This is a genomic window from Pseudomonas plecoglossicida NBRC 103162 = DSM 15088, assembly GCF_000730665.1.
Classification (GTDB): domain Bacteria; phylum Pseudomonadota; class Gammaproteobacteria; order Pseudomonadales; family Pseudomonadaceae; genus Aquipseudomonas; species Aquipseudomonas plecoglossicida.
In genome coordinates this window covers 37,106-61,008 of the sequence record NZ_BBIV01000017.1, presented here as the reverse complement: position 1 = coordinate 61,008, position 23,903 = coordinate 37,106, and the positions used below count along the sequence as shown (strand labels likewise).

Below are 23,903 nucleotides of genomic sequence, written 5' to 3'. Positions count from 1 at the left end.
CAGGCCCGCCCTCATCGCCGGCATGCCGGCGACAGGGCCATCAGGTGCTATGTCAATGCAGCTCCTGACGCAGATCCGTCAGGTAAGGAAACGCCTGGCGTCCTTGCACTACCCGTTCATGCTCCAGTTCCGCCAGCAACTGGCACTCATCGCGCCCAGCCATCGCCAGCAAGCTGCCATCCGGCCCGATGATGCTGCTCTGCCCACAGTACTGGATCTCGCCTTCCGCACCGCAGTAGTTGGCATACACCAGGTAGCACTGGTTCTCCTGGGCCCGCGAGCGCACGGTCACCTGGCAGACGAAATCGTAGGGCGTCATGTTCGCTGTGGGCACCAGGATCAGCTCGGCGCCTGCCAGCGCCAGGCGCCTGGCATTTTCCGGGAACTCGATGTCGTAGCAGATCAGCATTCCGACCTTCCAGCCATCCAGTTCGACGACCGGGAAGTGGTCGGTGCCTGCGCTGAACATCGCTCGGTCCAGCTCACCGAACAAGTGCGTCTTGCGGTAATTGCACAGGCTGCGGCCATGGGTATCGATCAACTGCACGCTGTTGTAGAGAGCGCCATCCTCGCCCCGCTCCGGGTAGCCATAGACGATGGCGATCCGGTGGGCCTGGGCGATCTCCACCACGTCCATGGCCGAAGGACCATCTTCGGCCTCGGCCAGGCGCTCGACCTGCGCAAGGCCGATGTTGTAGCCACTCAGGAACATTTCCGGGCACACCAGCAACTGCGCTCCGCGCTCGGCTGCCAGTTGTGCCTGGTGCCGCAACCGTTGCAGGTTGCCGGGCACGTCCAGCGGGTGGGGGGCGCCCTGGAACAGAGCGATGCGCATGCTGCCTCCTTGTTCAATCAGCCAGGGCGATCGGCCCGATCTCGTCGAATACGTCGCCCGGGCCCGGGTTGTCCGGGTGGGTGTGGCCACCGAAGTGGTTCATGATACCCCACACCGCGTTCAGCGAAGTCTGCACCGCACCTTCGACCCAGGCCGGGGTCCACGACACATCGTCACCGGCGATGAACATGCCGCGCTGCTCGGCTGGCATGTCCTGCTGCATGAAGTGCGCGTACATGCGCTGGTTGTAGCGGTAATGGCCTGGCAATGCGCCTTTGAAGGCGCCGAGGAAGTGCGGGTCGGCTTCCCAGGAAATGGTGATCGGGTCGCCGATGATGTGCCCGGCGATGTCGGTCTTCGGGTAGATCTTCTTCAAGGCGTCCAGCGCCAGCTGCACGCGCTTTTCCACCGGGTGCGGAAGCATCTTGAGGGCATCGCTCATCCAGGCATAGGACAGGCAGATCACCCCTGGCTTGTCGTCGCCGTTGTCGAACAGGTAGGTGCCGCGGGTCAGGCGGTCGGTGAGCGTCATGCTCATCAGGTCGCGCCCGGTTTGCGGGTCCTTGTCCTTCCAGAACGGCCGGTCGACCATGACGAATGTCTTGGACGATTGCATGTAGCGAGTGCGGTCCAGGGCCATCCACATCTTCTGCGAGAACAGCGATTCCTCGCAGTCGATCTGGGTGGTCAGCAGCCAGCTCTGGCAGGTGGCGAGGACGGCGCCATAGTGGCGGGTGTCGCCCCAGTTGTCGGTGACCGCGAGGCGGCCATCGGCAGCGCGGGCGATGCGCTTGACGCCGGTACGCGGGGCGCCACCATGCAGCGAACTGAGGCTGGTGCCCTCGGGCCAGTGGCTGCATCGCTCCGGCACATGGCGCCAGATACCTTGTGGTACCTGCTCGACGCCGCCAACGATCAGGTGCTGGTGGTCGTCGCAGTTGGTCATCACCACGCGGAAGATTTCCAGCATCGAGTTGGGGAAGTCCGAATCCCATCCACCTGTGCCGAAGCCCACCTGGCCGAAGACCTCCCGGTGCTGGAAGCTGAGCTTGGCGAACGAGCGCGAGGTGGCGACGAAGTCGTAGAAGGTGCGGTCGTCCCACAGCGGCACCAGCTTGTTCCACAGTGTCTTCAGGCGCACTACGTCACGGTCGCGGATCGCTTGCTGGATCTCGGCGAACTGGGCGCCGCTTTCCAGTGCATCGGCCCAGGCATCGGCCACCTGGTGAAACAGCTCGGGCAGATCGCTGGCCTTTTCGGCGTAGTAGGTCTGGCCTTCCAGGTCGATCACCGTGCTGCCCGAGGCGGGGGTGAGCGGGTTGGGGAAGGGTTTGGTTTCCAGGCCCAGCTTGTCCACATAGTGGTAGAAGGCCGTGGACGAGACGGGGAAACGCATGCCGCCCAGCTCGGCGATGATGCCGTCGGTGCCGTTGAAGGCCTGCGAGCGCAGCCGGCCACCCAGTTTCGACGCCTCGTACACCACCGGCTTCAAGCCCAGCTTCATCAGTTCGTAGGCCGCTACAAGACCCGCGATGCCGGCACCGACGATGGCCACTTCTTCACCGTGCCGTTCGGCCGGAATGCTGCCCAGGCCGGCAGGATGCTCCAGCCAGTCGTCGAAGGCGAAGGGAAAGTCCGGGCCGAAGATGGTGATGGGTTTCTTGCCGTCGGCGGGGTGGCGGTTTTTCTTGTTCATGGAATGACCTTGCCAGAGCGGCTGCGCGGAGGGCGGAGCCTGAGTATAGGAGATGCCTGGCGGTCATTTTAGGGAGCGGGGTGTTCGTAATTAAGATGCAGAGTGGTGGCTTAATGTAAGTTATCTCGTCATAACGACAGCAGCTTGAGTGTTTTTGACGAATCAGGCCAGGGACGCGAGGTGCTCAACCGTCTCTGGGAATTTCTGTACCAGGCGGATCAGGGCGACTGCCTGGGCATTGGGCCTGGATCGGCCTTGTTCCCAGTTTTCCAAGGTGCGGGCATTGGTTCGCAGATAGTTCGCAAAAAGCGCACGGGACATGTTCAGTTGCTGGCGCAGTTCGATCAGTTCGTTCGGGGCCAGAGGCCGGAGTTCGGCGAGGGTGGCTTTATGCGTGCGCAGGGTCATTTTGCCAGCGCGTTCATCGGCCAGTGCATCGAAGCCTTCGGCAAGTTCAGTGAAGAGGTTGCGGGGCATGGATTGTCCTCATCAGTTGTTCACGCTCAAGCAGGGTTTTCAGCACTTTACGCTGCTGATCAGTGAGGTCGTCCTGCATGTCCTTGCCATACAACGTGAACAACCAGAACTGGGTACCGGCGAGCCGTCAATGGGCCGTTTCCCAGCCTATACGCCTTGGCGCTGCCTGCGAGCGCCAGAGAATTACAGGGTGTAACGTGTGCAGGAAATCCTCGAGATCAAACCGGCTGCCCGCGATCCACCTTGCTGCTCAGAATGATCGAGGTGGTGGTCTTCTCCACACCCTCGACGCTGCCGATCTGGTCCAGCAACTGGTCGAGCTGCTCCGGCGTATCGCTGCGCAACCAGGCCACGTAGTCGAATTCGCCACTGACCGCGCACAGCTGTTGCACCTGGCCCATGGCACTCAGGCGGCGTACCACTTCCTTGCCGGAACGTGGCTGTACCTTGATCCCGACGTAGGCTTGCAGGCCGCCGCCGACCAGGCGCTGGCCCAGACGCACGCCATAACCGGTGATGACCTTGCCCTTTTCCAGGCGCGCCAGGCGCGAGTTGACCGTGGTGCGGGCGATGCCAAGCTGGCGGGCCAGGGTCGCGACGCTTTCGCGGGCGTTGATCTGCAGCAGGGCGATCAACTGGTGGTCGATTTCGTCGAGGGCGATGGGGCGCGAATCCGGCATGGCAGGGTCTCTGCAGTGGGTTGGCTAGCCTAGCCAGCGGGGCCGGAGCAGACAAGGGCAAGTGCAGCGCGGCGGCTTTTGCGGCACAATGCTGGCACCCGTTCATTGGAGGCCAGGTGTGAAGTACGCCGACCTGCTCGAATGTTGGAGGATGGAAGTCTCCAACAAAAAAAGGACCGGACGCCCTGTCAGCCTGTTGTTCAATGTCCTGCGTCGTGCACGCAAGGACAACAAACTGCGCTTTCTCTTCGCTTTTCGCCTGGCACAGTACCTCGATGCCCGCGGCGGCCTGGCCAGGCGCCATGCCCGGCGGATGCAGCAGCGCTTGAACCTCAAGTACGCTGTGGACATCGACATCGGCGCACAGATCGCCCCCGGCATGCGCATCGCCCATCTGCCGGGCGTGGTGATCACTCGGCACGTGAGCATCGGCCGCAACTTCTTCATTCGCCAGAACTGCTCGATCGGGATCAAGACCCTTGGCCTGGATGGCTATGCGCTGCGCATCGGCGACAACGTCAGTCTGGGCGCCAACAGCTGCATCATCGCCGACCGCATCAGCATCGGGGACAATGTGGTGATTGGCGCCATGTCGCTGGTCACTCGTGATATCCCGGCCAACGCGACTTTCTACAATCCCCGACAGAGCGTGTTGCGGGGCGCGCCCGAGTGATCGGCAGGTCATGGGTGTGGTGTCGAACAGGGCCACGAGGCATCGAGGATCCGCTGGCCTTTCGCAGTCAGTCTGGCCAGCTTGCCGCGTTCGCACAGGCGATAGCCGAAGCGCTTCTGCAGGCTACCGATGTGATTTTACCTGTGCCGGATGCTTGTAAAGACGCCAGAAACAAAAAAGCCAACCGCAAGGGTTGGCTTGATTGTTGAGTCTGTTGGTGGGCCCACACGGACTCGAACCGTGGACCAAAGGATTATGAGTCCTCTGCTCTAACCAACTGAGCTATAGGCCCTCAGTAAGTGCCCGGATTATAACGAGGGTTTTGAAAGGGTGCCATCCGAAAGATCGGATAGTGCTATGTGAAGAAACGTCGCTGCGAACTCCTGCGCCGGCAGCGGCAGGCTGACGATGTAGCCCTGGATCTGCTCGCAACCTTCGGCGGCCAGAAAGCGTTGCTGCGCCTGGTTTTCCACCCCTTCGGCAATGATGGTCAACTGCATGCTGCGGCCCAGGGCGATGATGGCCCGGGCAATGGCGGCGTCGTGGGGATCATCCGGCAGCCCGCGGATGAACGACTTGTCGATCTTGAGGATGTCCAGCGGCAGGCGCTTGAGGTAGCTCAGCGACGAGTAGCCGGTGCCGAAATCGTCGATGGCCAATTGCACGCCCAGCTGCTTCAACTCGTGCAGCACGGCCAGGGCTTCCTCGGCCTGGCTCATGATGAAGTTCTCGGTGATCTCCAGTTGCAGGTCGCCGGCCTTGAGCTGGTAGGTCTTGAGCAGCTGCTCGATGCGTCTGGCCAGACCGCCGTGGCGCAGTTGCGCGCCGGCGAGGTTGATCGACAGCGGGCCGAAGGCCTGGTAGTCCCTCTTCCAGTGGTGCATCTGCAGGCAGGCTTGCTCCAGTACCCAATCGCCAAGCTGGAGAATGGTGCCGTTCTCTTCGGCCAGATGAATGAAGTGCTCGGGCGGTACTTCGCCGAAGGTTGGGTGACTCCAGCGGATGAGCGCTTCGGCACCGACCAGGGTCTGGGTCTTGAGGCTGAACTTGGGTTGGTAGCTCAGGCTCATTTCGTTGCGTTCGACGGCGCGACGCAGTTCGTGCTCCAGGGCAATGCGTTCGCTGGCCTGGGCGGTGAGGTCGCGGGTGTAGGCTTCGACGCGGTTGCGGCCTTTGGCCTTGGAGCGATACATGGCGGCGTCGGCATTGCGAATCAGCGTGGAGACATCGGTACCGTCCTGCGGGTAGAGGCTGATGCCGATGCTGGCGCTGGTGAAGAACTCGTGCTCACCGGCCTGGAACGGTGCGCTGAAACCGGCCAGCAGCTTGTTGGCGATGGCGCTGGCGTCGCTGGGCCGGTGCAGGCCGGGCAGCAAAATGATGAACTCGTCGCCGCCCAGCCGGGCCACGGTGTCGACGTCGCGTACCTGCTCCTTGAGACGCTGCGCGATGCCCTTGAGCAGCAGGTCGCCGACGGGGTGTCCGAGGCTGTCGTTGATGTGCTTGAAACGGTCGAGATCGAGGAACAGCACGGCGCCCTGGCGGTTGGAGGTTTGCGAGCAGGCGAGCGCGGCCTGCAGGCGGTTTTCGAACAGGGCGCGGTTGGGCAGACCGGTGAGCGGGTCGTGGTGGGCCTGGTAGTCGAGCTTGGCCTGGGCGTGCTTGAGGCTGGAGATGTCAGCGAACACGGCGACGAAGTGGGTGATGGCTTGCTCGTTGTTGCGCACGGCGCTGATGGTCAGCCAGCCAGGATACAGCTCGCCGTTCTTGCGCTTGTTGTAGATCTCGCCCTGCCAGTGGCCCTCGGCCGTGAGCTGGTGCCACATGGCGGCATAGAAGGCGCTGTCATGCTGGCCGGAGGCGAGCAGGCGCGGGGTCTGGCCGAGCGCCTCGATCTCGCTGTAACCGGTGATTTCGCTGAAGGCGCGGTTGACGGCGCTGATACGCTGGTCGATGTCGGTGATCAGCACGCCTTCGGCGGTGTTCTCGAACACGGTGGCAGCCAGCTGCAGCTTTTCCTGCATCAGATGGCGCTCGGTGATGTCGCGGGCGATGGTCAGCATGCAGTCGACCCCGCCTATCGGCAACGGCCGTGCCGACAGTTCGCACAGGCGGATCTGCCCATCGCTGCGGCGGATGTGGCAGCTGAAATCGCGCACGAAGCCATCACGGGCCAGCTGGTCGATCAGGCGCTTGCGTTCATTGAGATCGACCCAGATCCCCAGGTCGAAGGAGGTCTGGTCGATGGACAGGTTGAGTTCATAGCCGGTCAGCCGGCAGAAGCCTTCATTGACCTCGACCAGCAGGCCATCGCTCTGGCGAGACAGCAGCAGGCCATCGGGAGAGGCATGGAAGGCCTTGGCGAACTTCTCCTCGGAAATCTGCAATTGCTGCTGGGTTTCTTTCAGCTGGCTGATGTCACGTACCGCAACGACAAAGGCCAAGGTACCATCGAGCTCGAAGGTTTCCGCGGAAGTCAGGCCGGTGAACAGTTGGCCATTGCTACGGCGGAAGCTCATCTCAAGGTTGCGGATGCCGCCCTGGTGCAGACGTTCGAGCATCAGTGGCCCGGCGCCTGGTGCACCCCACAGGTTCAGCTCCGTCGCGGTACGGCCTATCACCTGGGCTGCGCTGAGGCCGATCTGTTCTTCGAAGGCTTCGTTCACTTCCAGCAGGCAGCCATCGCTGTGACGGGCGATCAGCAGAATGTCGGGGCATTGCTGGAACACCGAGGCGAACTTCTGTTCGGACAGGCGCAGGGCGTCCTCGGTGCGCTTGGTCTCGCTGATATCGATCATCAGGCCACGCATCACGGGGCGATGCCCGTGTTCGATCATGCTGACGATATTGCGCACCCAGATGGCCTGGCCATCGGCGCGAATCACGCGGTAATCGAGGCTGTGGTCGCGCCCTCCAGCCGTTTCGCTTTCGCAGTAGGCCTGTGCCCACAGCGCGTCCTCGGGGTGCAGGATGCTGCGCCAGAAACCAGGCTTGAGCCACTCGTGCAGGGGGTAGCCGAGCAGGTCTTCGGCATGGGGCGAGGCGTAGCTGTAGGTGAAATCGTTGGCGTCGGCTTCCCAGGCGATGGCCGACAGGCTCTCGACCAGGCCCCGATAGTGGTATTCGCTGCTGCGCAGCTCCTGCTCCAGCGCGATGCGCCGGGAAATCTCCGAACTGAGCCTGCGGTTGATCCGGATGACCACTGCAAGGATGGCCACCAGCAGCAGGACTCCAGGCAGGCCGTACATCAGCACGTCGTGCCAGAAGGCGCGCTGGTCGACGACGTTGCCGACCCAGCGTTGCTGGATCGCGCTGATTTCGTCACTGGTCATGTCGGCCATGACCTTGTCGAGGATGCCGACCAGGATCTTGTTGTCGCGCGGAGCGGCCATGGCCAACTGATAGCGATAGGGCGTTTCGCCGCTGACGTACAAGCCGTCGAGCTTGAGCTGGCGCAGGCTCCAGATGCTTGAAGCGAGGTCGCCGACCACCGCATCCACTTCGTCGGTGGCCAGCGCCTGCAAGGTCGAGCTGACATTGGGCATGGCCACCAGGTTGAGATCGGGATGGTGGGTGCGCAACAGCTCATGAGGGGCGTAGTTCTCCACCACGGCGATCTTCAGGCCGTAAAGATCATTGAGCGTGCGGGGTTGCGGGCCGCCCTCATGGGCGAGGATGACGATCGGGAAGTCCAGGTAGGGGCGGGTGAATGCCAGGTAACCCTGGCGTTCCGGCGTGGACATGATGCCGGGCAACAGGTCGATGCGGTTTTCCCGTGCCTGCTGCAGTACCTCGGTCCAGCTGCTGGGCTCGACCGGCTTGAGCGTTACGCCCAGGCGTTGCTGGAGCAAGGCGATGTAATCGGCGGCCAATCCCTGGTACCGGCTCTCCTGGTCACGAAACTCGAAAGGTGGCCATGAGGCGTCGACGCCCAGCTTCAGCTGCGGGTGGGCAGCAAGCCAGGTTTTTTCCTCGTCTGTCAGGGTCAGGGCGCCGGCCGTTGTGTTCCACAGGATCAGGAGCAGCAACAGAATGGCCGGCATCGGCGGCATATCAGCCTCGCATTCAGATGGTCTGAAGTCGAGTGTAGACGGGCATTCGGCTCGGCGGGTAGCGAATGGCCACAACCATTTGTCACATAAGAAAAACCCCGGCCTGGGCCGGGGTTTTGTCATCACTCGTCGAGGAAGGAGCGCAGATGCTCGCTGCGGGTCGGGTGGCGCAATTTGCGCAACGCCTTCGCCTCGATCTGACGGATCCGCTCACGGGTCACGTCGAACTGCTTGCCCACCTCTTCAAGGGTGTGGTCGGTGTTCATGTCGATGCCGAAACGCATGCGCAGCACTTTGGCTTCGCGTGCGGTCAGGCCCGAGAGCACGTCGCGGGTCGCTTCCTTGAGGCTTTCGACCGTGGCCACGTCGATCGGGGACTGCATGGTCGAGTCCTCGATGAAGTCGCCCAGGTGCGAATCTTCGTCGTCACCGATCGGCGTTTCCATGGAGATCGGCTCTTTGGCGATCTTCAATACCTTGCGGATCTTGTCCTCAGGCATTTCCATGCGCTCACCGAGCTCTTCCGGGGTCGGTTCACGGCCCATTTCCTGCAACATCTGGCGGGAAATACGGTTGAGCTTGTTGATGGTCTCGATCATGTGCACCGGGATACGGATGGTGCGTGCCTGGTCGGCGATCGAACGGGTGATCGCCTGGCGGATCCACCAGGTGGCGTAGGTCGAGAACTTGTAGCCGCGACGGTATTCGAACTTGTCCACCGCCTTCATCAGGCCGATGTTGCCTTCCTGGATCAGGTCGAGGAACTGCAGGCCGCGGTTGGTGTACTTCTTGGCGATGGAGATCACCAGACGCAGGTTCGCCTCGACCATTTCCTTCTTGGCGCGGCGAGCTTTCGCCTCACCAATGGACATGCGACGGTTGATTTCCTTGATCTCGGCGACAGTCAGGCCGGTCTCGGTCTCGAGGTCGATCAGCTTCTGCTGGCACGCAACGATGGCGGCGTCCTTCTCACCCAGGGCAGCTGCCCACTTGGTGCTGCGCTTGGCCAGGTCACCGGACCAGGTCTGGTCGGTCTCGTTGCTCGGGAACAGGCGCAGGAAGTCGGCACGCGGCATGCGCGCGTCACGCACGCACAGCTGCATGATGGCGCGTTCTTGCTGGCGCAGGCGGCTCAGGGCGTCGCGTACACGCTCGACCAGTACATCGAACTGCTTGGGCACCAGCTTGATCGGCATGAACAGATCGGCCAGGGCCTGCATTGCGCCGATGCTTTCGGCATGCGTGCGACCATGCTTCTTCAGCACCTTGAGGGTGATGGCGAGCTGGTCGGAAACGGCGCCGAAACGCTGGGCCGCAACGACAGGGTCCGGACCGCTTTCGGTCTCTTCCTCGTCGTCACTGCTTTCGGACTCTTCTTCCTCGTCGTCGGACTCTTCCTTCGCTGCGGCGGCCTTGGTGCCAGGAACCGGCACTTCTTCGGTCGGCGCGGCGATGTTGTCGTCAGGGTCGATGTAACCGCTGAGAACGTCCGACAGACGGCCACCTTCGGTGGTGACGCGGTCATATTCGCCGAGGATATAGTCGACAGTACCCGGGAAGTGGGCGATGGCGCCCATCACTTCGCGGATGCCTTCCTCGATACGCTTGGCGATTTCGATTTCGCCTTCGCGGGTCAGCAGCTCGACGGTACCCATTTCGCGCATGTACATGCGCACCGGGTCGGTCGTGCGGCCGATATCGGTTTCAACTGCCGCCAACGCAGCAGCGGCTTCTTCGGCCGCGGCTTCGTCGGTGTCGGCTTCCGCCAACAGAAGGGCATCCGCATCCGGAGCACTCTCGAATACGTTGATCCCCATGTCGTTGATCATGCGGATGATGTCTTCCACCTGTTCCGGATCTGAAATATCCTCAGGCAGGTGGTCGTTGACCTCCGCGTAAGTCAGGTAGCCCTGCTCACGACCGCGGGTGATCAACTCTTTGATACGAGACTGCTGTTGCGCTTTTCCGGACATAACACCCTATCCACTGAAGGTCTTGGCGGGCAAAAAACAAGCCGAGGATTATACCCGAGCATGGGCCTCACGCGCCAGATGAGGTCGGCGTTTGTGCGGGAACATTACGGCTCAGCAGTGCGAGAAGCTGTGATTTTTCCTCGCTGGTCAATTCGCTTTGACGCGATTTCCTGAGCAGTTGTTCCAGGCTGCGCTCGCGTTGGCGGGCGGACAAGCTAGTTATAGTGTCGAAAAACTGTTGTTCAAGGTTGTCGGCCACGATCAGCCATTCCTTTTCCGCCAGGGCCCGCAGCAGGCGGCCCTGCTCCGTGCCGTGCCAGCGTGCGATCAACTGCATTGAGCTTAGTCCAGGATTTTTCTGCGCGGCTTCGATCAATGCCACCAGCAACTGGCTGTAGAGGTGCTCTTCGTCGGCGAAATGGCTGGCGTCCTCGACCTTGCCGGCCAGCAACGGGTGGTGCAGCAGCGTGCGCAAGGCCGCGAGCGTCGGGGGCTCCACCGGTGCCGGCGTACGTGGCGGCGCTTCATCGCGCTGTTGCCAGGGCTTGCCGCCCTTGCGGTTCTTGTCCCATGGCTTGTCGCTCCACGGCTTCTTGCCGCCACCCTTGTTCGGCTTCCACTGCTGCTCCTGTTGCACCGGAGCATAGTCATGCTGTGGCATGTCGCCGTAGTCCGGGGTGTAGCTGGCCATGGCGTCGTAATCGTAACCAGGGTCGTAGTCCGGAACGCTGCTGGCAGCCGGCGCTTGTTGCGCCAGTTGCTCGACCTGCTGCGTGTCGAGGCCGGTGATTTCCTTCAGGCGGTTGCGCATCAGCTGACGCAGGTTGGCGCCGGGAATCTTTTCGATCAACGGTGCAGCCAGGGTCACCATGTGCGCCTTGCCTTCCAGCGAGCGCGGGTCGGCCTCGTTGCTCAGTTGCTCGAAGAAATAGTCGGCCAGCGGCTGGGCGTGCTGGTTGATGCGGGCCATGAAGGCATCGGTGCCTTCAGCGCGCACCAGGCTGTCCGGGTCTTCGCCTTCGGGCAGGAACAGGAAGCGTGCCCGGCGCCCGTCCTGCAGGGCGGTCAGGGTCGACTCCAGGGCGCGCCAGGCAGCCTTGCGCCCGGCCTGGTCGCCATCGAAGCAGAACAGCACGCTGGGCACCACGCGGAACAAGCGCTTGAGGTGCTCTTCGCTGGTGGCAGTGCCAAGGGTGGCCACGGCGTTGCGCAGCCCCTGCTGGGCCAGGGCGATGACGTCCATGTAGCCTTCGACGACGATGACCTCGTCGAGGTTGCGATTGTGCTTGCGCGCCTCGTATAGCCCGTAGAGCTCCTGGCCTTTGTGGAAAACAGGGGTTTCCGGCGAGTTGAGGTACTTGGGCTTGTCGTCGCCAAGCACCCGGCCACCGAAGGCGATGATGCGCCCACGGCTGTCGCGGATCGGGAACATCACCCGGTCGCGGAAGCGGTCGTAGCGCTTGCCGCTCTCGGCGTTCTCGATCAGCAGGCCGGCGTCGATCATCACCTTCTGCTGCAGGGTGTCGGCACCCAGGTGCTTGAGCAGGTTGTCCCAGCCCGGCGGTGCGAAGCCCAGGCCGAAGTCGCGGGCGATTTCACCGGAAAGGCCGCGGCCCTTGAGATAGTCCACCGCTGCCTTGCGGGTCGGATGGTTGCGCAGGGCCTGGCGGTAGAATTCCGCGGCGGCGTCCAGTAGCGGGTACAGCGGCGAGTCGGTCGGTTGGCGTGGCTTCTGCCCGCGTCGGCCTTCTTCGCGGGGCACTTCCATGCCGGCGGCGCGGGCCAGCTCCTCGACGGCCTGGGGGAAGTCCAGGTTGTCGTGGTCCATGACGAAGCCAAGGGCGTTGCCGCCGGCGCCGCAGCCGAAGCAGTAGTAGAACTGCTTGTCGGGGCTGACCGTGAAGGAGGGGGTTTTCTCCTTGTGGAACGGGCAGCAGGCGGAGTAGTTCTTGCCGGCCTTTTTCAGCTGGACGCGCGAACTCACCACATCGACGATGTCGAGGCGGTTGATCAGGTCGTCAATGAAGCTTTGGGGAATCAGCCCGGCCATGGCAGTCTCGTCATCTGGCAACTGGCAAGTCTAATCGCTAGCGCGCCGGTTGGGGCGAGTGCTGCTAGGGGAAGCGCGAGGGAGTGTGTGCTCGTCGGTAGCCGGGAGGTTCACCAGGGCAGGTTCACCAAAGGCTCGTCAGTCAGGACGTGCACGGCTGGTCGAAGACCAGTTCTGACGCGTTGATGCGGTTGCCCGCTGCGAGTTGCTGCGGACGCCTTGGGCTAGCTGCTCAAGGATGAAACAAACCGCTGCCATCGGCCCGGCGGTGAGCCGGGCAGGGCAGAAGCTTTGCGTTGAACGTCTGTATTAGTACAGACGAACGGCGCGGCGCTGTTCGCGCTGAACTTTCTTGGCGTGACGCTTAACAGCGGCAGCTGCTTTGCGCTTACGCTCTGCGGTCGGCTTCTCGTAAAACTCGCGGCTACGAACTTCAGCCAGTACACCGGCTTTTTCGCAGGAGCGCTTGAAACGACGCAGAGCTACGTCGAAGGGTTCGTTCTCTTTAACTTTGACGGCTGGCATCCAGGGCTACCTTAATTCATTACCGGGGTAGACGTGCTCCTGGCAAAACAAAGGTGTGCTGGAGAACGTCGGTTTTCAAGGGTTGCGGATGTTAACCCTTAGTACGCCGGAATGCAAAGCCTCTGATCGAAAACCGCTGGTCGGCACCCGGCACGGGGACTATCATGCGCGGCTTCGAATTCAGCCCCCACAAGGGACGAGCCCATGCTAGTACTGGGATTGGAAACATCCTGCGACGAAACCGGCGTCGCATTATACGACAGCGAGCGCGGTTTGTTGGCCGACGCGCTGTTCAGCCAGATCGACCTGCACCGTGTGTTTGGCGGGGTCGTGCCCGAGCTTGCGTCGCGCGACCACGTCAAGCGCATGCTGCCACTGATCCGTCAGGTATTGGACGAGGCCGGCTGCGTGGCCACCGAGATCGACGCCATCGCCTATACCGCGGGTCCTGGCCTGGTCGGGGCATTGCTGGTGGGTGCCTCGTGCGCCCAGGCCCTGGCGTTCGCCTGGGATATCCCGGCCATCGGCGTGCACCACATGGAAGGCCATCTGTTGGCGCCGATGCTGGAGGAAAATCCTCCAGAGTTTCCGTTCGTCGCTTTGTTGGTGTCCGGCGGGCATACCCAACTGGTGAGGGTCGATGGCATCGGCCAGTACCAGCTGCTGGGCGAGAGCCTGGACGACGCCGCGGGCGAGGCGTTCGACAAGACTGCCAAGCTGATTGGCCTGAACTACCCCGGTGGCCCGGAAATCGCACGCCTCGCCGAACAGGGCGTACCGGGCCGCTTCGTCTTCCCGCGGCCGATGACCGATCGTCCGGGCCTGGAGTTCAGCTTCAGTGGCCTCAAGACGTTCGCCCTCAACACCTGGCAGCGCTGCCGTGATGCTGGCGACGACAATGAACAAACCCGTTGCGACGTGTCCCTGGCATTCCAGCAGGCGGTGGTGGAGACTCTGACCATCAAGTGCAAGCGTGCATTGAAGCAGACTGGCCTCAAGCGCCTGGTCATTGCCGGTGGCGTGAGCGCCAACAAGGCCCTGCGTGCTTCCCTGGAGGACATGCTCGCCGGCATCAAGGGCAACGTGTACTACGCTCGCCCCCAGTTCTGCACCGACAACGGCGCGATGATCGCTTATGCCGGCTGCCAGCGCCTGTTGGCGGGGCAGCAGCAAGACCTGGCGATCAGCGTGCAGGCACGCTGGCCGATGGAGCAGTTGCCGCCGTTGTGAACGGACTGCACGAACGTCAGAAGTGGCGTTCGCGCCCGGCGAACAAGTCGCGCAGGTTGTTGCGGTGGCGCCAGACGATCATCACCGTGAGCACGCTGATCGGCAGCAGGGCCTCGGGCTCGCGCCAGGCCAACAGGGGCAGGGTCAGTGGCGTGGCGATCAACGCCGCCAACGAGCTGGTACGGGTGAGGTAGAAGGTCAGCAGCCAGGCGCCAATGGCCAGCAACGCGGCGGGGAAGTACAGGCCCATGAGCATGCCAGCCGCAGTGGCAACGCCCTTGCCGCCCTGGAAGTGGAAGTACACTGGGAACAGATGGCCGAATACCGCGCAGATACCGACCCAGGCCTGTTCCTGCAGGTCGAGCCCGGCCAGGCGTGCGAGCAGCACCGGCAACAAGCCCTTGCACAGGTCGCCGAGCAAGGTCAGGATCGCGAGTTTACGGCCTGCCAGGCGTAGCATGTTGGTGGCGCCGGCGTTGCCCGAACCACTGGAACGCGGGTCCGGGCTGCCCGAGAGGCGGCTGAGGACGATGGCGAAGGACAGCGAGCCAAGCAGGTAAGCGAGCAGCGCCAGTAACCAAAACATGCTAACTATTCCGGGCGAGGACGCCCCGATTCTAACGGCGCCAGTCGCCCTTGTCGTGCTGTGGAGAAAAGTGCTTGGACAGAGTGTTCATCGAAGGACTGGAAGTCGAGACCGTCATCGGTGCCTATGACTGGGAGCGGGATATTCGCCAGTGCCTGCGCCTGGACCTGAGTTTTGCCTGGGACAACCGCCCGGCTGCGGCGGGTGATGATCTGAACCTGGCGTTGGACTACGCCAGTGTCTCGTCGCGTATCCAGGCCTTTGCCGAGCAGGCGCGCTTCGAATTGGTCGAAACCTTTGCCGAGCGCCTTGTCGCTACGTTGATGGAAGAGTTCCACATCCCCTGGGTGCGGCTGAAGCTGACCAAGCCGGGCGCCGTCCCTGCAGCCCGTGGTGGTGTTGGCGTGGAGATCGAGCGCGGATGCCTCTGAGCACGGTTTACCTGGGCCTTGGCAGCAATATCGACCGCCATGCGCATCTGTGCGCGGGGCTCGATGCACTGGCCGCCATCCTGACCGACATGCGCTGTTCACCTGTCTTCGAGAGTCAGGCGGTAGGAATCAAGAGTGGGCCGTTCATCAACTTCGTGGTCACGGGCAAGACCGACCTGCCGCTGATGGAGCTGGATCGACGGCTGAAGTTCATCGAGGCTGACAACGGCCGCTATGCCCCGGACCGCAAGGGTCTGCCGCTGGATATCGATGTGCTGATGTATGACGATCTGCACGGTAACCATGATGGATTGGTGCTACCCAGGGCCGAGATTCTGAAAAATGCCTTCGTGCTGTGGCCTTTGTCGCTGCTGGCCCCCGAATTGGTGCACCCGGGGGCAGGGAAGAGCATGGCGCAGTTGTGGCAGGAAGCGCGCATCGAGCAGGTGCTGGCGCCTGTTGCGTTCGAATGGCGCGGGTTGCAGCTGACCCCTGCTTGAGCGGAGCGGGGCACACCTCAAGCATTGAAAACCGTGACGTACCTGTGGGAGCCGGCTTACCGGCGATAGGGCCCGAACAGGCTGCTCAACGCGGCCGTGTTGTGTCGGATCCGGCCTCATCGCCGGCAAGCCGGCTCCCACAGGGATCGTGCAAGCTTCAGGGCCAGTCGTGCACCCTTCAGGGCCTTGCGGTGTCTTTGTAGGCTTGCAACGCTCTGAGGCGTTCCTGCTTGAGCGCCTCTCCCAATTGCTGCCCGGTCAACCCGGCCGCCACCAAGGGCTTCACATCCACTTCCCTGGCTGCCGTTGCTGCACCACGCAGGTAGTCGCCCTGTGGGTAACTTTGCGCGCCATGCCCCCGCGCATCCATTTCACAGGTGGCAATGAAATCCTCGAAGCGTTGTGGTCGACGATACACGTCGAACTTCTGCAACAGCTCCAGCAAAGCCTCTGGCTCCAGTTCAAAAGCCCCATGGCCTTGTCCGGCGAACTCGCTGGCGAGCATGGCCAGCTCCTGGCATTCCCGCGGCGCCTTGAAACGCTGGTTGAGCGCTTTGATCGCTGCCGGTAGCAGGCTTCGCAGCAGGCAGGCCCAGCGCACATGCAATGGCTGATGATGCCCTGCGGCCTGGACCAGGGCGCTTAGCGATTGCTCGTCGCCGTCGATTTCAGGCATCAGCTCAGGCAAGGCTGCACATTCGCGCAGTACCTGGATGAACACCTGCGGCTGGTCCTCCATCAAGGCGCGCTCGATCTCTTTCCAGCTGCGTTCGGCGGTCAACGCCTGCAACTCGCCGGAAGCACTGATCTGCCGCATCAATGCCAGGGTTTCTTCGGCGACCCTGAAACCGAGCGGTGCATAGCGGGCGGCAAAGCGCGCCACACGCAATACCCGCAATGGATCTTCGGCGAACGCCGGTGAAACATGGCGAAGCAGGCGCTGTTCGAGATCGGCCTGGCCGTGATAGGGGTCGAAGACCTGACCCTGGTCGTCTTCGGCCATTGCATTGATGGTCAGGTCGCGCCGAGCCAGGTCTTCCTCGAGCGTGACGTCCGGGCTGGCATGGAAGGTGAAGCCACCATAGCCTCGCCCACTCTTGCGCTCGGTACGCGCCAAGGCGTATTCCTCGCCTGTCCTGGGATGCAGGAAAACCGGAAAGTCAGCGCCCACCGGGCGGTAGCCCTTGGCGTGCATTTCTTCGACGGTAGCGCCGACCACCAGCCAGTCGATATCACTGACAGGGCGCCCGAGCAGGCGGTCGCGCACCGCGCCGCCAACTTTGTAGATGTGCATGTGCAGCCTCCATTACTGCCGACAGGATACCCTGTTGGCAGCAATGGCGGTGCCCGGTGGCTAGAGGTGATGGATGACGGCCAGGTCCATGCGGCCATAATCGCCGCTTTCGCTGTGCTCGCCACGAGGTGGCATGTGATGGGTTTTGACCACCTGGTCGCCCTGTACGGTCTCCAGGTGTATGTCGAAGCCCCACAGCCGATGCAGGTGCTTGAGTACTTCCTCGGTGGAGTCGCCGAGCGGTTTGCGATTGTGCTGCTGGTGACGCAAGGTCAGCGAGCGATCACCCCGGCGGTCGATGCTCCAGATCTGCACGTTGGGTTCGCGGTTGCCCAGGTTGTACTGGGAGGCCAGCTGCTCGCGGATGATGCGGTAGCCGGCCTCATCATGGATGGCCGGTACCAGCAGGTCGTCGCGCTGGTCGTCGTCGAGAATGCTGAACAGCTTGAGGTCGCGGATCACCTTGGGTGACAGGTACTGCAGGATGAAGCTTTCATCCTTGAAGCTGCTCATGGCGAACTTGATGGTCGACAGCCAGTCGCTGCCGGCGATTTCCGGGAACCAGCGGCGGTCCTCTTCGGTCGGGTTTTCGCACATGCGGCGGATGTCGGTATACATCGCAAAGCCCAGCGCGTAGGGGTTGATACCGTTGTAGTAGGGGCTGTCGAAGCCGGGCTGGAACACGACGCTGGTGTGCGACTGGAGGAATTCCATGATGAAGCCGTCAGTCACCAGGCCCTCATCGTACAGATCGTTCATCAAGGTGTAATGCCAGAAAGTGGCCCAACCTTCGTTCATCACCTGAGTTTGGCGCTGTGGGTAGAAGTACTGCGCGATCTTGCGCACGATCCGCACCACTTCACGCTGCCAGGGCTCCAGCAAGGGCGCGTGTTTTTCGATGAAGTAGAGGATGTTTTCCTGGGGTTCGGCGGGGAAGCGTGCATCATCACGCTCGCCACCTTTTTCCGCACTTTTCGGAATGGTGCGCCACAGGTCGTTGATCTGCTTTTGCAGGTGTTCTTCACGTTCTTTCTGCCGACGCCGTTCTTCTTCGGCTGAAATCGGGTAGGGGCGCTTGTAGCGGTCTACGCCGTAGTTCATCAGGGCATGGCAAGAGTCGATCAGGTCTTCGACGGCATCGATGCCGTGGCGCTCCTCGCACTGTGCGATGTACTGCTTGGCGAACACCAGGTAGTCGATGATCGAGCTGGCGTCGGTCCAGGTGCGGAACAGGTAGTTGCCCTTGAAGAAACTGTTGTGGCCATAGCAGGCATGGGCAATCACCAGTGCCTGCATGCACATGGTGTTTTCTTCCATCAGGTAGGCGATGCAGGGATCGGAGTTGATCACGATCTCATAGGCCAGGCCCATTTGGCCGCGACTGTAGGACTTCTCGGTACTGAGGAACTGCTTGCCATAGGACCAGTGGTGATAGCCCAACGGCATGCCGACCGATGCATAGGCATCCATCATCTGTTCGGCGGTGATCACTTCGATCTGGTTGGGGTAGGTGTCCAGGGCATAACGTTCGGCCAGGCGGCTGATTTCCCGGTCGTAGGTCTGGATAAGCTCGAACGTCCACTCGGACCCGGTGGAAATGGGTTGGCGTCTCTGTTCTCTGGCGGTCATGTGGCTAACCTGCGCTGGAAGAGTTCACGGAAGACCGGGTAGATATCGCCGGCCGAAACCAACTGCTGCTGGGCGAACGTGTCGGGGAAGGCTTCGCCGATTCGCTCGTACTCGTACCACAGCGCCTGGTGCTCACGGGGGGTGATCTCGACGTAAGTGTAGTACTGCACGTGCGGCATGATCTGCTTGGAGAGAATCTCGCGGCAGATCGGCGAGTCATCGTTCCAGTTGTCGCCGTCGGAAGCCTGGGCGGCGTAGATGTTCCAGTCGGCGGCCGGGTAACGTTCGGCCATGATCTCCTGCATCATCTTCAGAGCACTGGAGACGATGGTGCCGCCGGTTTCGCGGGAGTAGAAGAACTCTTCCTCGTCGACTTCGCGGGCGCTGGTGTGGTGGCGGATGAATACCACCTCGATGCGGTCGTAGTTGCGCTTGAGGAACAGGTACAAAAGGATGAAGAAGCGCTTGGCGATATCCTTGGTGGCCTGGGTCATCGAGCCGGACACGTCCATCAGGCAGAACATCACCGCCTTGGAGCTGGGGTTCGGTTGCTTGACCAGCAGGTTGTACTTGAGGTCGAAGGTGTCGAGGAATGGCAGGCGATTGATACGCGCCTTGAGCCGTTCGATCTCCTGCTCGACCTCTTGGATGTCGGTGAAGTTGTCTGGCTCTTCCACCTTGAGCCGGGCCAGTTCCTTCTGCGCCTCACGCAGCAGCGCACGGCTGCTGCCGGTCAGGGCGATACGCCGGGCATGGGCCGAGCGCAGGGTGCGGACGATGTTGATGCGTGACGGGTTGCCCTCGTTGGCGATCCCGGCGCGTACGGTCTTGAAGGTGTCGGCGCCGGTCAGGTGACGCTTGACCAGATTGGGCAGTTCGAGGTCTTCGAACATGAATTCGAGGAACTCTTCCTGGGTGATCTGGAAGACGAAGTCGTCCATGCCCTCACCGGAATTGCCGGCCTTGCCGCGGCCACCGCCGCCGCCACCGCCCTGTGGCCTGGCGATATGCTCGCCGGCGGTGAATTCCTTGTTGCCGGGGTGCACGATGGTCTGCTTGCCGCCGCGGCCATGGTGCAGCACCGGTTCATCGATGTCCCGTCCCGGAATGCTGATCTGCTCGCCATGTTCCATGTCCATGATGGAACGGCGGCTCACGGCCTCTTCGACGGCTTTCTTGATGTGCTCACGGTAACGCCGCAGGAAACGCTGGCGGTTGACCGTGCTCTTGTTCTTGCCGTTCAGGCGTCGGTCGATAACGTAGCTCATGGTCCCTCCGGTGACTGAATGCAGCTACAAGCCTCAAGCTTCAAGCCGCAAGAAAGAGCAGCCACCGCTGCCGCAAACTGTTGCGCCGGGCTTGCGCTCGGCGCTGGACAGCTTGCAGCTTGCGGCTTGTCACTTGCCGCTTTATTGCGATTTCCTGACCCGCAGGTACCATTCCGACAGCAGGCGCACCTGTTTGTCGGTGTAGCCACGCTCCACCATCCGCGTGACGAAGTCGTTGTGTTTCTGTTGGTCTTCCTTGCTGGCCTTGGCGTTGAAGCTGATGACCGGGAGCAGGTCTTCGGTGTTGGAGAACATTTTCTTCTCGATCACCACGCGCAGCTTCTCGTAGCTCAGCCAGCTCGGGTTCTTGCCATTGTTGTTGGCGCGGGCACGCAGTACGAAGTTGACGATCTCGTTGCGGAAATCCTTCGGATTGCTGATGCCGGCCGGTTTCTCGATCTTCTCCAGCTCTTCGTTGAGGGCAATGCGGTTGAGAATTTCGCCGGTTTCCGGGTCGCGGTATTCCTGATCCTGGATCCAGAAGTCGGCATACAGCACATAGCGATCGAAGATGTTCTGGCCGTACTCGCTGTAGGACTCGAGGTAGGCGGTCTGGATTTCCTTGCCGATGAACTCGATGTAGCGCGGGGCAAGGTACTCTTTCAGGTAGCGCAGGTAGCGCTCGCGCACTTCGGCCGGGAACTGCTCCTGCTCGATCTGCTGTTCCAGTACGTACAGCAGGTGGACCGGGTTGGCGGCTACCTCGTGCGGGTCGAAGTTGAACACCTTGGACAGGATCTTGAAGGCGAAGCGAGTGGACAGGCCGGTCATGCCTTCGTCTACACCGGCTGAGTCGCGATACTCCTGGATCGACTTGGCCTTCGGGTCGGTATCCTTGAGGTTTTCGCCATCATAGACGCGCATCTTCGAATAGATGTTGGAGTTTTCCGGCTCCTTGAGGCGCGAGAGCACGGTGAACTGGGCAAGCATCTTGAGCGTGTCGGGTGCACAGTGCGCCTTGGCCAGCGAACTGTTGATCAGCAGCTTGTCGTAGATCTTGATCTCGTCGCTGACGCGCAGGCAGTACGGCACCTTGACGATGTAGATCCGGTCGATGAAGGCCTCGTTGTTCTTGTTGTTGCGGAAGGTGTGCCATTCCGATTCGTTGGAGTGGGCCAGCAGGATCCCGGAATAGGGGATCGCGCCGAGGCCTTCGGTACTGTTGTAGTTGCCTTCCTGGGTCGCGGTCAGCAGAGGGTGCAGGACCTTGATCGGCGCCTTGAACATTTCGACGAATTCCATGAGGCCTTGGTTGGCCCGGCACAGTGCGCCCGAGTAGCTGTAGGCGTCTGCGTCGTTTTGCGGGAATTCCTCGAGTTTGCGGATATCGACCTTGCCGACCAGGGCCGAGATGTCCTGGTTGTTCTCATCGCCCGGTTCGGTCTTGGCGATGGCGATCTGGTTGAGGATCGATGGGTAGAGTTTGACCACTTTGAACTTGCTGATGTCGCCGCCAAATTCCTGCAGGCGCTTGGTGGCCCAAGGCGACATGATGGTGTTCAGGTAACGCCGCGAGATGCCGTACTCTTCTTCGAGAATGGCGCCATCTTCGGTGGCATTGAACAGGCCCAGCGGAGACTCGAAGACTGGCGAGTCCTTGATCGCGTAGAAGGGTACCTTTTCCATCAGCTGCTTGAGTTTCTCGGCCAGCGACGATTTGCCGCCGCCTACCGGGCCCAGCAGGTAGAGGATCTGTTTTTTCTCTTCCAGGCCTTGGGCGGCGTGGCGGAAGTAGGAGACGATCTGGTCGATGCACTCTTCCATGCCGTGGAAGTCGGCAAAGGCCGGATACCGGCGAATAACCTTGTTGGAGAAGATTCGCGACAGTCTGGAGTTGCTTGAGGTGTCGATCAGTTCCGGCTCGCCGATGGCCAGCAACAGCCGTTCAGCCGCCGATGCGTAGGCACTGCGATCCTCTTTGCACAGCTCGAGGTACTCCTGCAGCGAAAGTTCTTCCTGGCGCGTAGACTCGAAGCGTTGTTGGAAGTGGCTAAAAATACTCATGACGTCACCTCGCTCGATACGTGGAGACGACGCCGGATCAGTCAGCTGATGCTGGCATGCAACCGGACGCGCCGATTGCTGTATACCCCCCAGAACACCCTGTAACGCTACCGATGACCCGCACGCCGGTGTACCGGCTCTCCCCTTTTTTTGGATGGCCTGCGCTTAAGAATAGTTGGTTATCCGCAAGGTCAAGGGGAAGCGGCGGAGAAGTTGCCATGGACCGTTCGTCAGGTCAGGCGCAAGCCCGCGTGGGGCGCGGGCTGCAGTAAGAATGAAAAAATTACTCGGTGCTGCCTTGGGCTGTTTCTGCCGGGTAGGTGCTGCGCCACAGTTCGAAGCCGCCATCGACGCTGTAGACGTCCGAGAAGCCCTGGCCGACCAGGTAGGCGGCTGCGCTCTGGCTGGAGTTGCCGTGGTAGCAGACCACCAGGGTCGGGGCATCCAGGTCGGCATTGCGGATGAATTCGGCGACCGAGTGGTTGTCCAGATGCGTGGCGCCGGTGATGTGGCCGGCAGCAAAGGCTTGCGGGTCGCGAATGTCGACGACGACCGCACCTTGCGCGCGCAGGGCCAGGGCCTGCTCGGGAGGGATGCGTTTGAATTCGCTCATGGGTACGGCTTCCTTCAGGGGTGATCGTTGAGTTTAGTGGGTTCTGCCGGCTGGCGCAGGGTGCCGTCGTCGGCGCATTCGCAGCGGTGGTACTCACCGCTGTCGACGTTGTACAGGGTCATGGCGCCGCCCCACACGCAGCCGGTGTCCAGGGCTATCACGTCGGGCTCGTCGACACGCCCTTCGAGTGCGGCCCAATGGCCGAAGATGATCTTCACATGGCGGGCGCGGCGGCCCTTGTGGGCGAACCATGGCTTGTAGCCCTTGGGTGCAGTGCCCACGCCTTCCTTGCTCTTGAGGTCAAGCTTGCCTTCGGCGGTACAGAAGCGCATGCGAGTCAGGTAGTTGGTAATGACCCGCAGGCGTTCGATGCCGCCAAGATTCTTGCTCCACTTGTTCGGTTCGTTGCCGTACATGCCGTCCAGGTAGAGCTTCAGGCGCCCGTCATCACGAAGCGCTTCTTCCACTTCGGCCGCCAATTCCAGTGCCTTGCCCAGGGTCCACTGGGGTGGGATGCCGGCATGCACCAGGGCTATGCCGCGTGCCTCGTCGTAATGCAGCAGCTTCTGTTGGCGTAGCCAGTCGAACAGCACATCGGCATCCGGTGCGTCGATGATTTCGCGCAGGGTGTCGCTTTTCTTCAGGCGTTCGACGTTGTGCCAGGTGGCCAGCAAGTGCAGGTCGTGGTTGCCAAGCACGCAGACCAGCGACTGGCGTATCGAGTAAAGGTAACGCAGGGTTTCCAGTGACTCGGGGCCGCGGTTGACCAGATCGCCCACCAGCCACAAACGGTCGACCTGCGGATTGAAGGCGACCCGTTCGAGCAGGCATTTGAGCGGCTGCAGGCAGCCCTGCAGGTCACCGACGGCGTAGGTGGCCATCAGTGCAGGGCTCCCGGCACCGCCAGGCGGAAGGGGACGATCTCGGCGTCGAAGCGTTTGCCGTCTTCGGCGAACATCTGGTAGCTGCCCTGCATGGTGCCCACACGGGTGCTGATGACCGCACCACTGCTGTAGGTATGGCTCTGACCAGGTTCCAGGGTCGGCTGCTGGCCAACCACACCGGCGCCGCGCACTTCTTCGACTTCGCCGTCACCATTGGTGATCAGCCAGTGACGGGACATCAACTTGGCGGTGACCGAGCCGTTGTTCTGCACGGTGATGGTGTAGGCGAAGGCGAAACGACTGCTTTCGGGGTCGGATTGTTCTTTGAGGTAGCGGGTCACGACGCTGACGTCGATCTGATAGCGGGGGTCGGACATGCAAGGGCCTTGAGCAAACACGCGAATACGGCGATCTATGCAGTCTAGGCTATTGGCGGGGGGGAG

The 23,903-nt window shown here is 61.8% G+C and carries 20 protein-coding genes, 1 tRNA gene and 1 pseudogene; 4 read left to right on the top strand and 18 right to left on the bottom strand.

Annotation, left to right across the window (positions count from 1 at the left end; translation table 11 throughout):
* Positions 1-52 precede the first annotated feature (52 nt).
* The 4 genes from PPL01S_RS12120 to PPL01S_RS12105 form a co-directional block, all read right to left on the bottom strand.
* Positions 53-835, bottom strand: a complete 783-nt coding sequence (locus PPL01S_RS12120) for a carbon-nitrogen hydrolase family protein (protein ID WP_016393240.1) — start codon at positions 833-835, stop codon at positions 53-55.
* Positions 836-848: 13 nt separating this feature from the next.
* Positions 849-2,531 carry a flavin monoamine oxidase family protein gene (locus PPL01S_RS12115; protein WP_016393239.1) on the bottom strand — a complete coding sequence of 561 codons (1,683 nt, stop codon included), beginning with the start codon at positions 2,529-2,531 and terminating at the stop codon, positions 849-851.
* Between the two features lie 162 nt (positions 2,532-2,693).
* Positions 2,694-3,008: a helix-turn-helix domain-containing protein gene (locus PPL01S_RS12110; protein ID WP_016393238.1), complete on the bottom strand. Its 315-nt coding sequence runs from the start codon at positions 3,006-3,008 to the stop codon at positions 2,694-2,696.
* Positions 3,009-3,226: 218 nt separating this feature from the next.
* Positions 3,227-3,688, bottom strand: a complete 462-nt coding sequence (locus PPL01S_RS12105; protein ID WP_016393236.1) for an Lrp/AsnC family transcriptional regulator — start codon at positions 3,686-3,688, stop codon at positions 3,227-3,229.
* 151 nt (positions 3,689-3,839) lie between these two features.
* Between PPL01S_RS12105 and PPL01S_RS12100 the strand changes: the two genes are divergently transcribed.
* On the top strand, positions 3,840-4,361 hold the full coding sequence (locus PPL01S_RS12100; RefSeq protein ID WP_016393235.1) for a serine acetyltransferase: 522 nt from the start codon (positions 3,840-3,842) through the stop codon (positions 4,359-4,361).
* Between the two features lie 35 nt (positions 4,362-4,396).
* Here PPL01S_RS12100 and PPL01S_RS25655 read toward each other — a convergent pair.
* The 6 genes and pseudogenes from PPL01S_RS25655 to rpsU form a co-directional block, all read right to left on the bottom strand.
* A pseudogene (locus PPL01S_RS25655) lies at positions 4,397-4,495 on the bottom strand (LysR family transcriptional regulator); the annotation flags it as partial.
* 81 nt (positions 4,496-4,576) lie between these two features.
* Positions 4,577-4,653 (bottom strand) — tRNA-Ile (locus tag PPL01S_RS12095).
* Positions 4,654-4,669: 16 nt separating this feature from the next.
* Positions 4,670-8,413 (bottom strand): bifunctional diguanylate cyclase/phosphodiesterase, encoded by a 3,744-nt coding sequence (locus PPL01S_RS12090; RefSeq protein ID WP_016393218.1) that lies wholly within the window; start codon positions 8,411-8,413, stop codon positions 4,670-4,672.
* 122 nt (positions 8,414-8,535) lie between these two features.
* The gene (rpoD, locus tag PPL01S_RS12085; RefSeq protein ID WP_016393217.1) at positions 8,536-10,386 is read right to left on the bottom strand and encodes an RNA polymerase sigma factor RpoD; all 1,851 of its coding nucleotides are present in this window, start codon (positions 10,384-10,386) and stop codon (positions 8,536-8,538) included.
* 67 nt (positions 10,387-10,453) lie between these two features.
* On the bottom strand, positions 10,454-12,436 hold the full coding sequence (gene dnaG / locus PPL01S_RS12080) for a DNA primase (protein WP_016393216.1): 1,983 nt from the start codon (positions 12,434-12,436) through the stop codon (positions 10,454-10,456).
* A gap of 309 nt (positions 12,437-12,745) precedes the next feature.
* Positions 12,746-12,961, bottom strand: a complete 216-nt coding sequence (gene rpsU / locus PPL01S_RS12075; RefSeq protein WP_003255575.1) for a 30S ribosomal protein S21 — start codon at positions 12,959-12,961, stop codon at positions 12,746-12,748.
* A gap of 204 nt (positions 12,962-13,165) precedes the next feature.
* Between rpsU and tsaD the strand changes: the two genes are divergently transcribed.
* A complete protein-coding gene (gene tsaD / locus PPL01S_RS12070; protein ID WP_016393215.1) occupies positions 13,166-14,191 on the top strand; it encodes a tRNA (adenosine(37)-N6)-threonylcarbamoyltransferase complex transferase subunit TsaD in 1,026 nt (341 codons plus the stop codon).
* Positions 14,192-14,207: 16 nt separating this feature from the next.
* On the opposite strand, the gene plsY is transcribed toward tsaD, so the two are convergent.
* Complete coding sequence (plsY, locus tag PPL01S_RS12065) at positions 14,208-14,777, bottom strand: glycerol-3-phosphate 1-O-acyltransferase PlsY (RefSeq protein WP_016393214.1); 570 nt, start codon at positions 14,775-14,777, stop codon at positions 14,208-14,210.
* Between the two features lie 74 nt (positions 14,778-14,851).
* Here plsY and folB point away from each other — a divergent pair, with 74 nt between their 5' ends.
* Both folB and folK read left to right on the top strand, forming a co-directional pair.
* A complete protein-coding gene (gene folB / locus PPL01S_RS12060) occupies positions 14,852-15,208 on the top strand; it encodes a dihydroneopterin aldolase (RefSeq protein WP_016393213.1) in 357 nt (118 codons plus the stop codon).
* Positions 15,199-15,708 carry a 2-amino-4-hydroxy-6-hydroxymethyldihydropteridine diphosphokinase gene (gene folK / locus PPL01S_RS12055; protein WP_016393212.1) on the top strand — a complete coding sequence of 170 codons (510 nt, stop codon included), beginning with the start codon at positions 15,199-15,201 and terminating at the stop codon, positions 15,706-15,708. The genes folB and folK overlap by 10 nt, the downstream gene beginning before the upstream one ends.
* Positions 15,709-15,886: 178 nt before the next feature.
* On the opposite strand, the gene PPL01S_RS12050 is transcribed toward folK, so the two are convergent.
* The 7 genes from PPL01S_RS12050 to apaG all read right to left on the bottom strand — a co-directional run bounded on the left by PPL01S_RS12050 (position 15,887) and on the right by apaG (position 23,837).
* On the bottom strand, positions 15,887-17,002 hold the full coding sequence (locus PPL01S_RS12050) for a tRNA nucleotidyltransferase/poly(A) polymerase-related protein (protein WP_016393211.1): 1,116 nt from the start codon (positions 17,000-17,002) through the stop codon (positions 15,887-15,889).
* 60 nt (positions 17,003-17,062) lie between these two features.
* The gene (locus tag PPL01S_RS12045; protein WP_016393210.1) at positions 17,063-18,631 is read right to left on the bottom strand and encodes a SpoVR family protein; all 1,569 of its coding nucleotides are present in this window, start codon (positions 18,629-18,631) and stop codon (positions 17,063-17,065) included.
* Positions 18,628-19,899 carry a YeaH/YhbH family protein gene (locus tag PPL01S_RS12040; RefSeq protein WP_016393209.1) on the bottom strand — a complete coding sequence of 424 codons (1,272 nt, stop codon included), beginning with the start codon at positions 19,897-19,899 and terminating at the stop codon, positions 18,628-18,630. The genes PPL01S_RS12045 and PPL01S_RS12040 overlap by 4 nt, the downstream gene beginning before the upstream one ends.
* Positions 19,900-20,040: 141 nt before the next feature.
* On the bottom strand, positions 20,041-21,963 hold the full coding sequence (locus PPL01S_RS12035) for a PrkA family serine protein kinase (RefSeq protein ID WP_028625700.1): 1,923 nt from the start codon (positions 21,961-21,963) through the stop codon (positions 20,041-20,043).
* A 283-nt stretch (positions 21,964-22,246) separates the two neighbouring features.
* A complete protein-coding gene (glpE, locus tag PPL01S_RS12030) occupies positions 22,247-22,576 on the bottom strand; it encodes a thiosulfate sulfurtransferase GlpE (protein WP_016393207.1) in 330 nt (109 codons plus the stop codon).
* Positions 22,577-22,590: 14 nt separating this feature from the next.
* Positions 22,591-23,457 carry a symmetrical bis(5'-nucleosyl)-tetraphosphatase gene (locus PPL01S_RS12025; RefSeq protein ID WP_016393206.1) on the bottom strand — a complete coding sequence of 289 codons (867 nt, stop codon included), beginning with the start codon at positions 23,455-23,457 and terminating at the stop codon, positions 22,591-22,593.
* Entirely contained in the window at positions 23,457-23,837 is a 381-nt protein-coding gene (gene apaG / locus PPL01S_RS12020; protein ID WP_016393205.1) for a Co2+/Mg2+ efflux facilitator ApaG/CorD, read from the bottom strand. The genes PPL01S_RS12025 and apaG overlap by 1 nt, the downstream gene beginning before the upstream one ends.
* Positions 23,838-23,903 lie beyond the last annotated feature (66 nt).

Excerpts from the sequence above, each read along its gene's own strand:
- PPL01S_RS12110 (WP_016393238.1), bottom strand. The coding sequence starts at position 3,008 with ATGCCCCGCAACCTCTTCACTGAACTTGCCGAAGGCTTCGATGCACTG.
- PPL01S_RS12105 (WP_016393236.1), bottom strand. The coding sequence starts at position 3,688 with ATGCCGGATTCGCGCCCCATCGCCCTCGACGAAATCGACCACCAGTTG.
- PPL01S_RS12045 (WP_016393210.1), bottom strand. The coding sequence starts at position 18,631 with ATGACCGCCAGAGAACAGAGACGCCAACCCATTTCCACCGGGTCCGAG.
- dnaG (WP_016393216.1), bottom strand. The coding sequence starts at position 12,436 with ATGGCCGGGCTGATTCCCCAAAGCTTCATTGACGACCTGATCAACCGC.
- PPL01S_RS12040 (WP_016393209.1), bottom strand. The coding sequence starts at position 19,899 with ATGAGCTACGTTATCGACCGACGCCTGAACGGCAAGAACAAGAGCACG.
- PPL01S_RS12120 (WP_016393240.1), bottom strand. The coding sequence starts at position 835 with ATGCGCATCGCTCTGTTCCAGGGCGCCCCCCACCCGCTGGACGTGCCC.
- PPL01S_RS12050 (WP_016393211.1), bottom strand. The coding sequence starts at position 17,002 with ATGCACATCTACAAAGTTGGCGGCGCGGTGCGCGACCGCCTGCTCGGG.
- tsaD (WP_016393215.1), top strand. The coding sequence starts at position 13,166 with ATGCTAGTACTGGGATTGGAAACATCCTGCGACGAAACCGGCGTCGCA.
- PPL01S_RS12115 (WP_016393239.1), bottom strand. The coding sequence starts at position 2,531 with ATGAACAAGAAAAACCGCCACCCCGCCGACGGCAAGAAACCCATCACC.
- folK (WP_016393212.1), top strand. The coding sequence starts at position 15,199 with ATGCCTCTGAGCACGGTTTACCTGGGCCTTGGCAGCAATATCGACCGC.
- apaG (WP_016393205.1), bottom strand. The coding sequence starts at position 23,837 with ATGTCCGACCCCCGCTATCAGATCGACGTCAGCGTCGTGACCCGCTAC.
- PPL01S_RS12025 (WP_016393206.1), bottom strand. The coding sequence starts at position 23,457 with ATGGCCACCTACGCCGTCGGTGACCTGCAGGGCTGCCTGCAGCCGCTC.
- rpoD (WP_016393217.1), bottom strand. The coding sequence starts at position 10,386 with ATGTCCGGAAAAGCGCAACAGCAGTCTCGTATCAAAGAGTTGATCACC.
- glpE (WP_016393207.1), bottom strand. The coding sequence starts at position 22,576 with ATGAGCGAATTCAAACGCATCCCTCCCGAGCAGGCCCTGGCCCTGCGC.
- rpsU (WP_003255575.1), bottom strand. The coding sequence starts at position 12,961 with ATGCCAGCCGTCAAAGTTAAAGAGAACGAACCCTTCGACGTAGCTCTG.
- PPL01S_RS12035 (WP_028625700.1), bottom strand. The coding sequence starts at position 21,963 with ATGAGTATTTTTAGCCACTTCCAACAACGCTTCGAGTCTACGCGCCAG.
- PPL01S_RS12100 (WP_016393235.1), top strand. The coding sequence starts at position 3,840 with ATGGAAGTCTCCAACAAAAAAAGGACCGGACGCCCTGTCAGCCTGTTG.
- plsY (WP_016393214.1), bottom strand. The coding sequence starts at position 14,777 with ATGTTTTGGTTACTGGCGCTGCTCGCTTACCTGCTTGGCTCGCTGTCC.
- PPL01S_RS12090 (WP_016393218.1), bottom strand. The coding sequence starts at position 8,413 with ATGCCGCCGATGCCGGCCATTCTGTTGCTGCTCCTGATCCTGTGGAAC.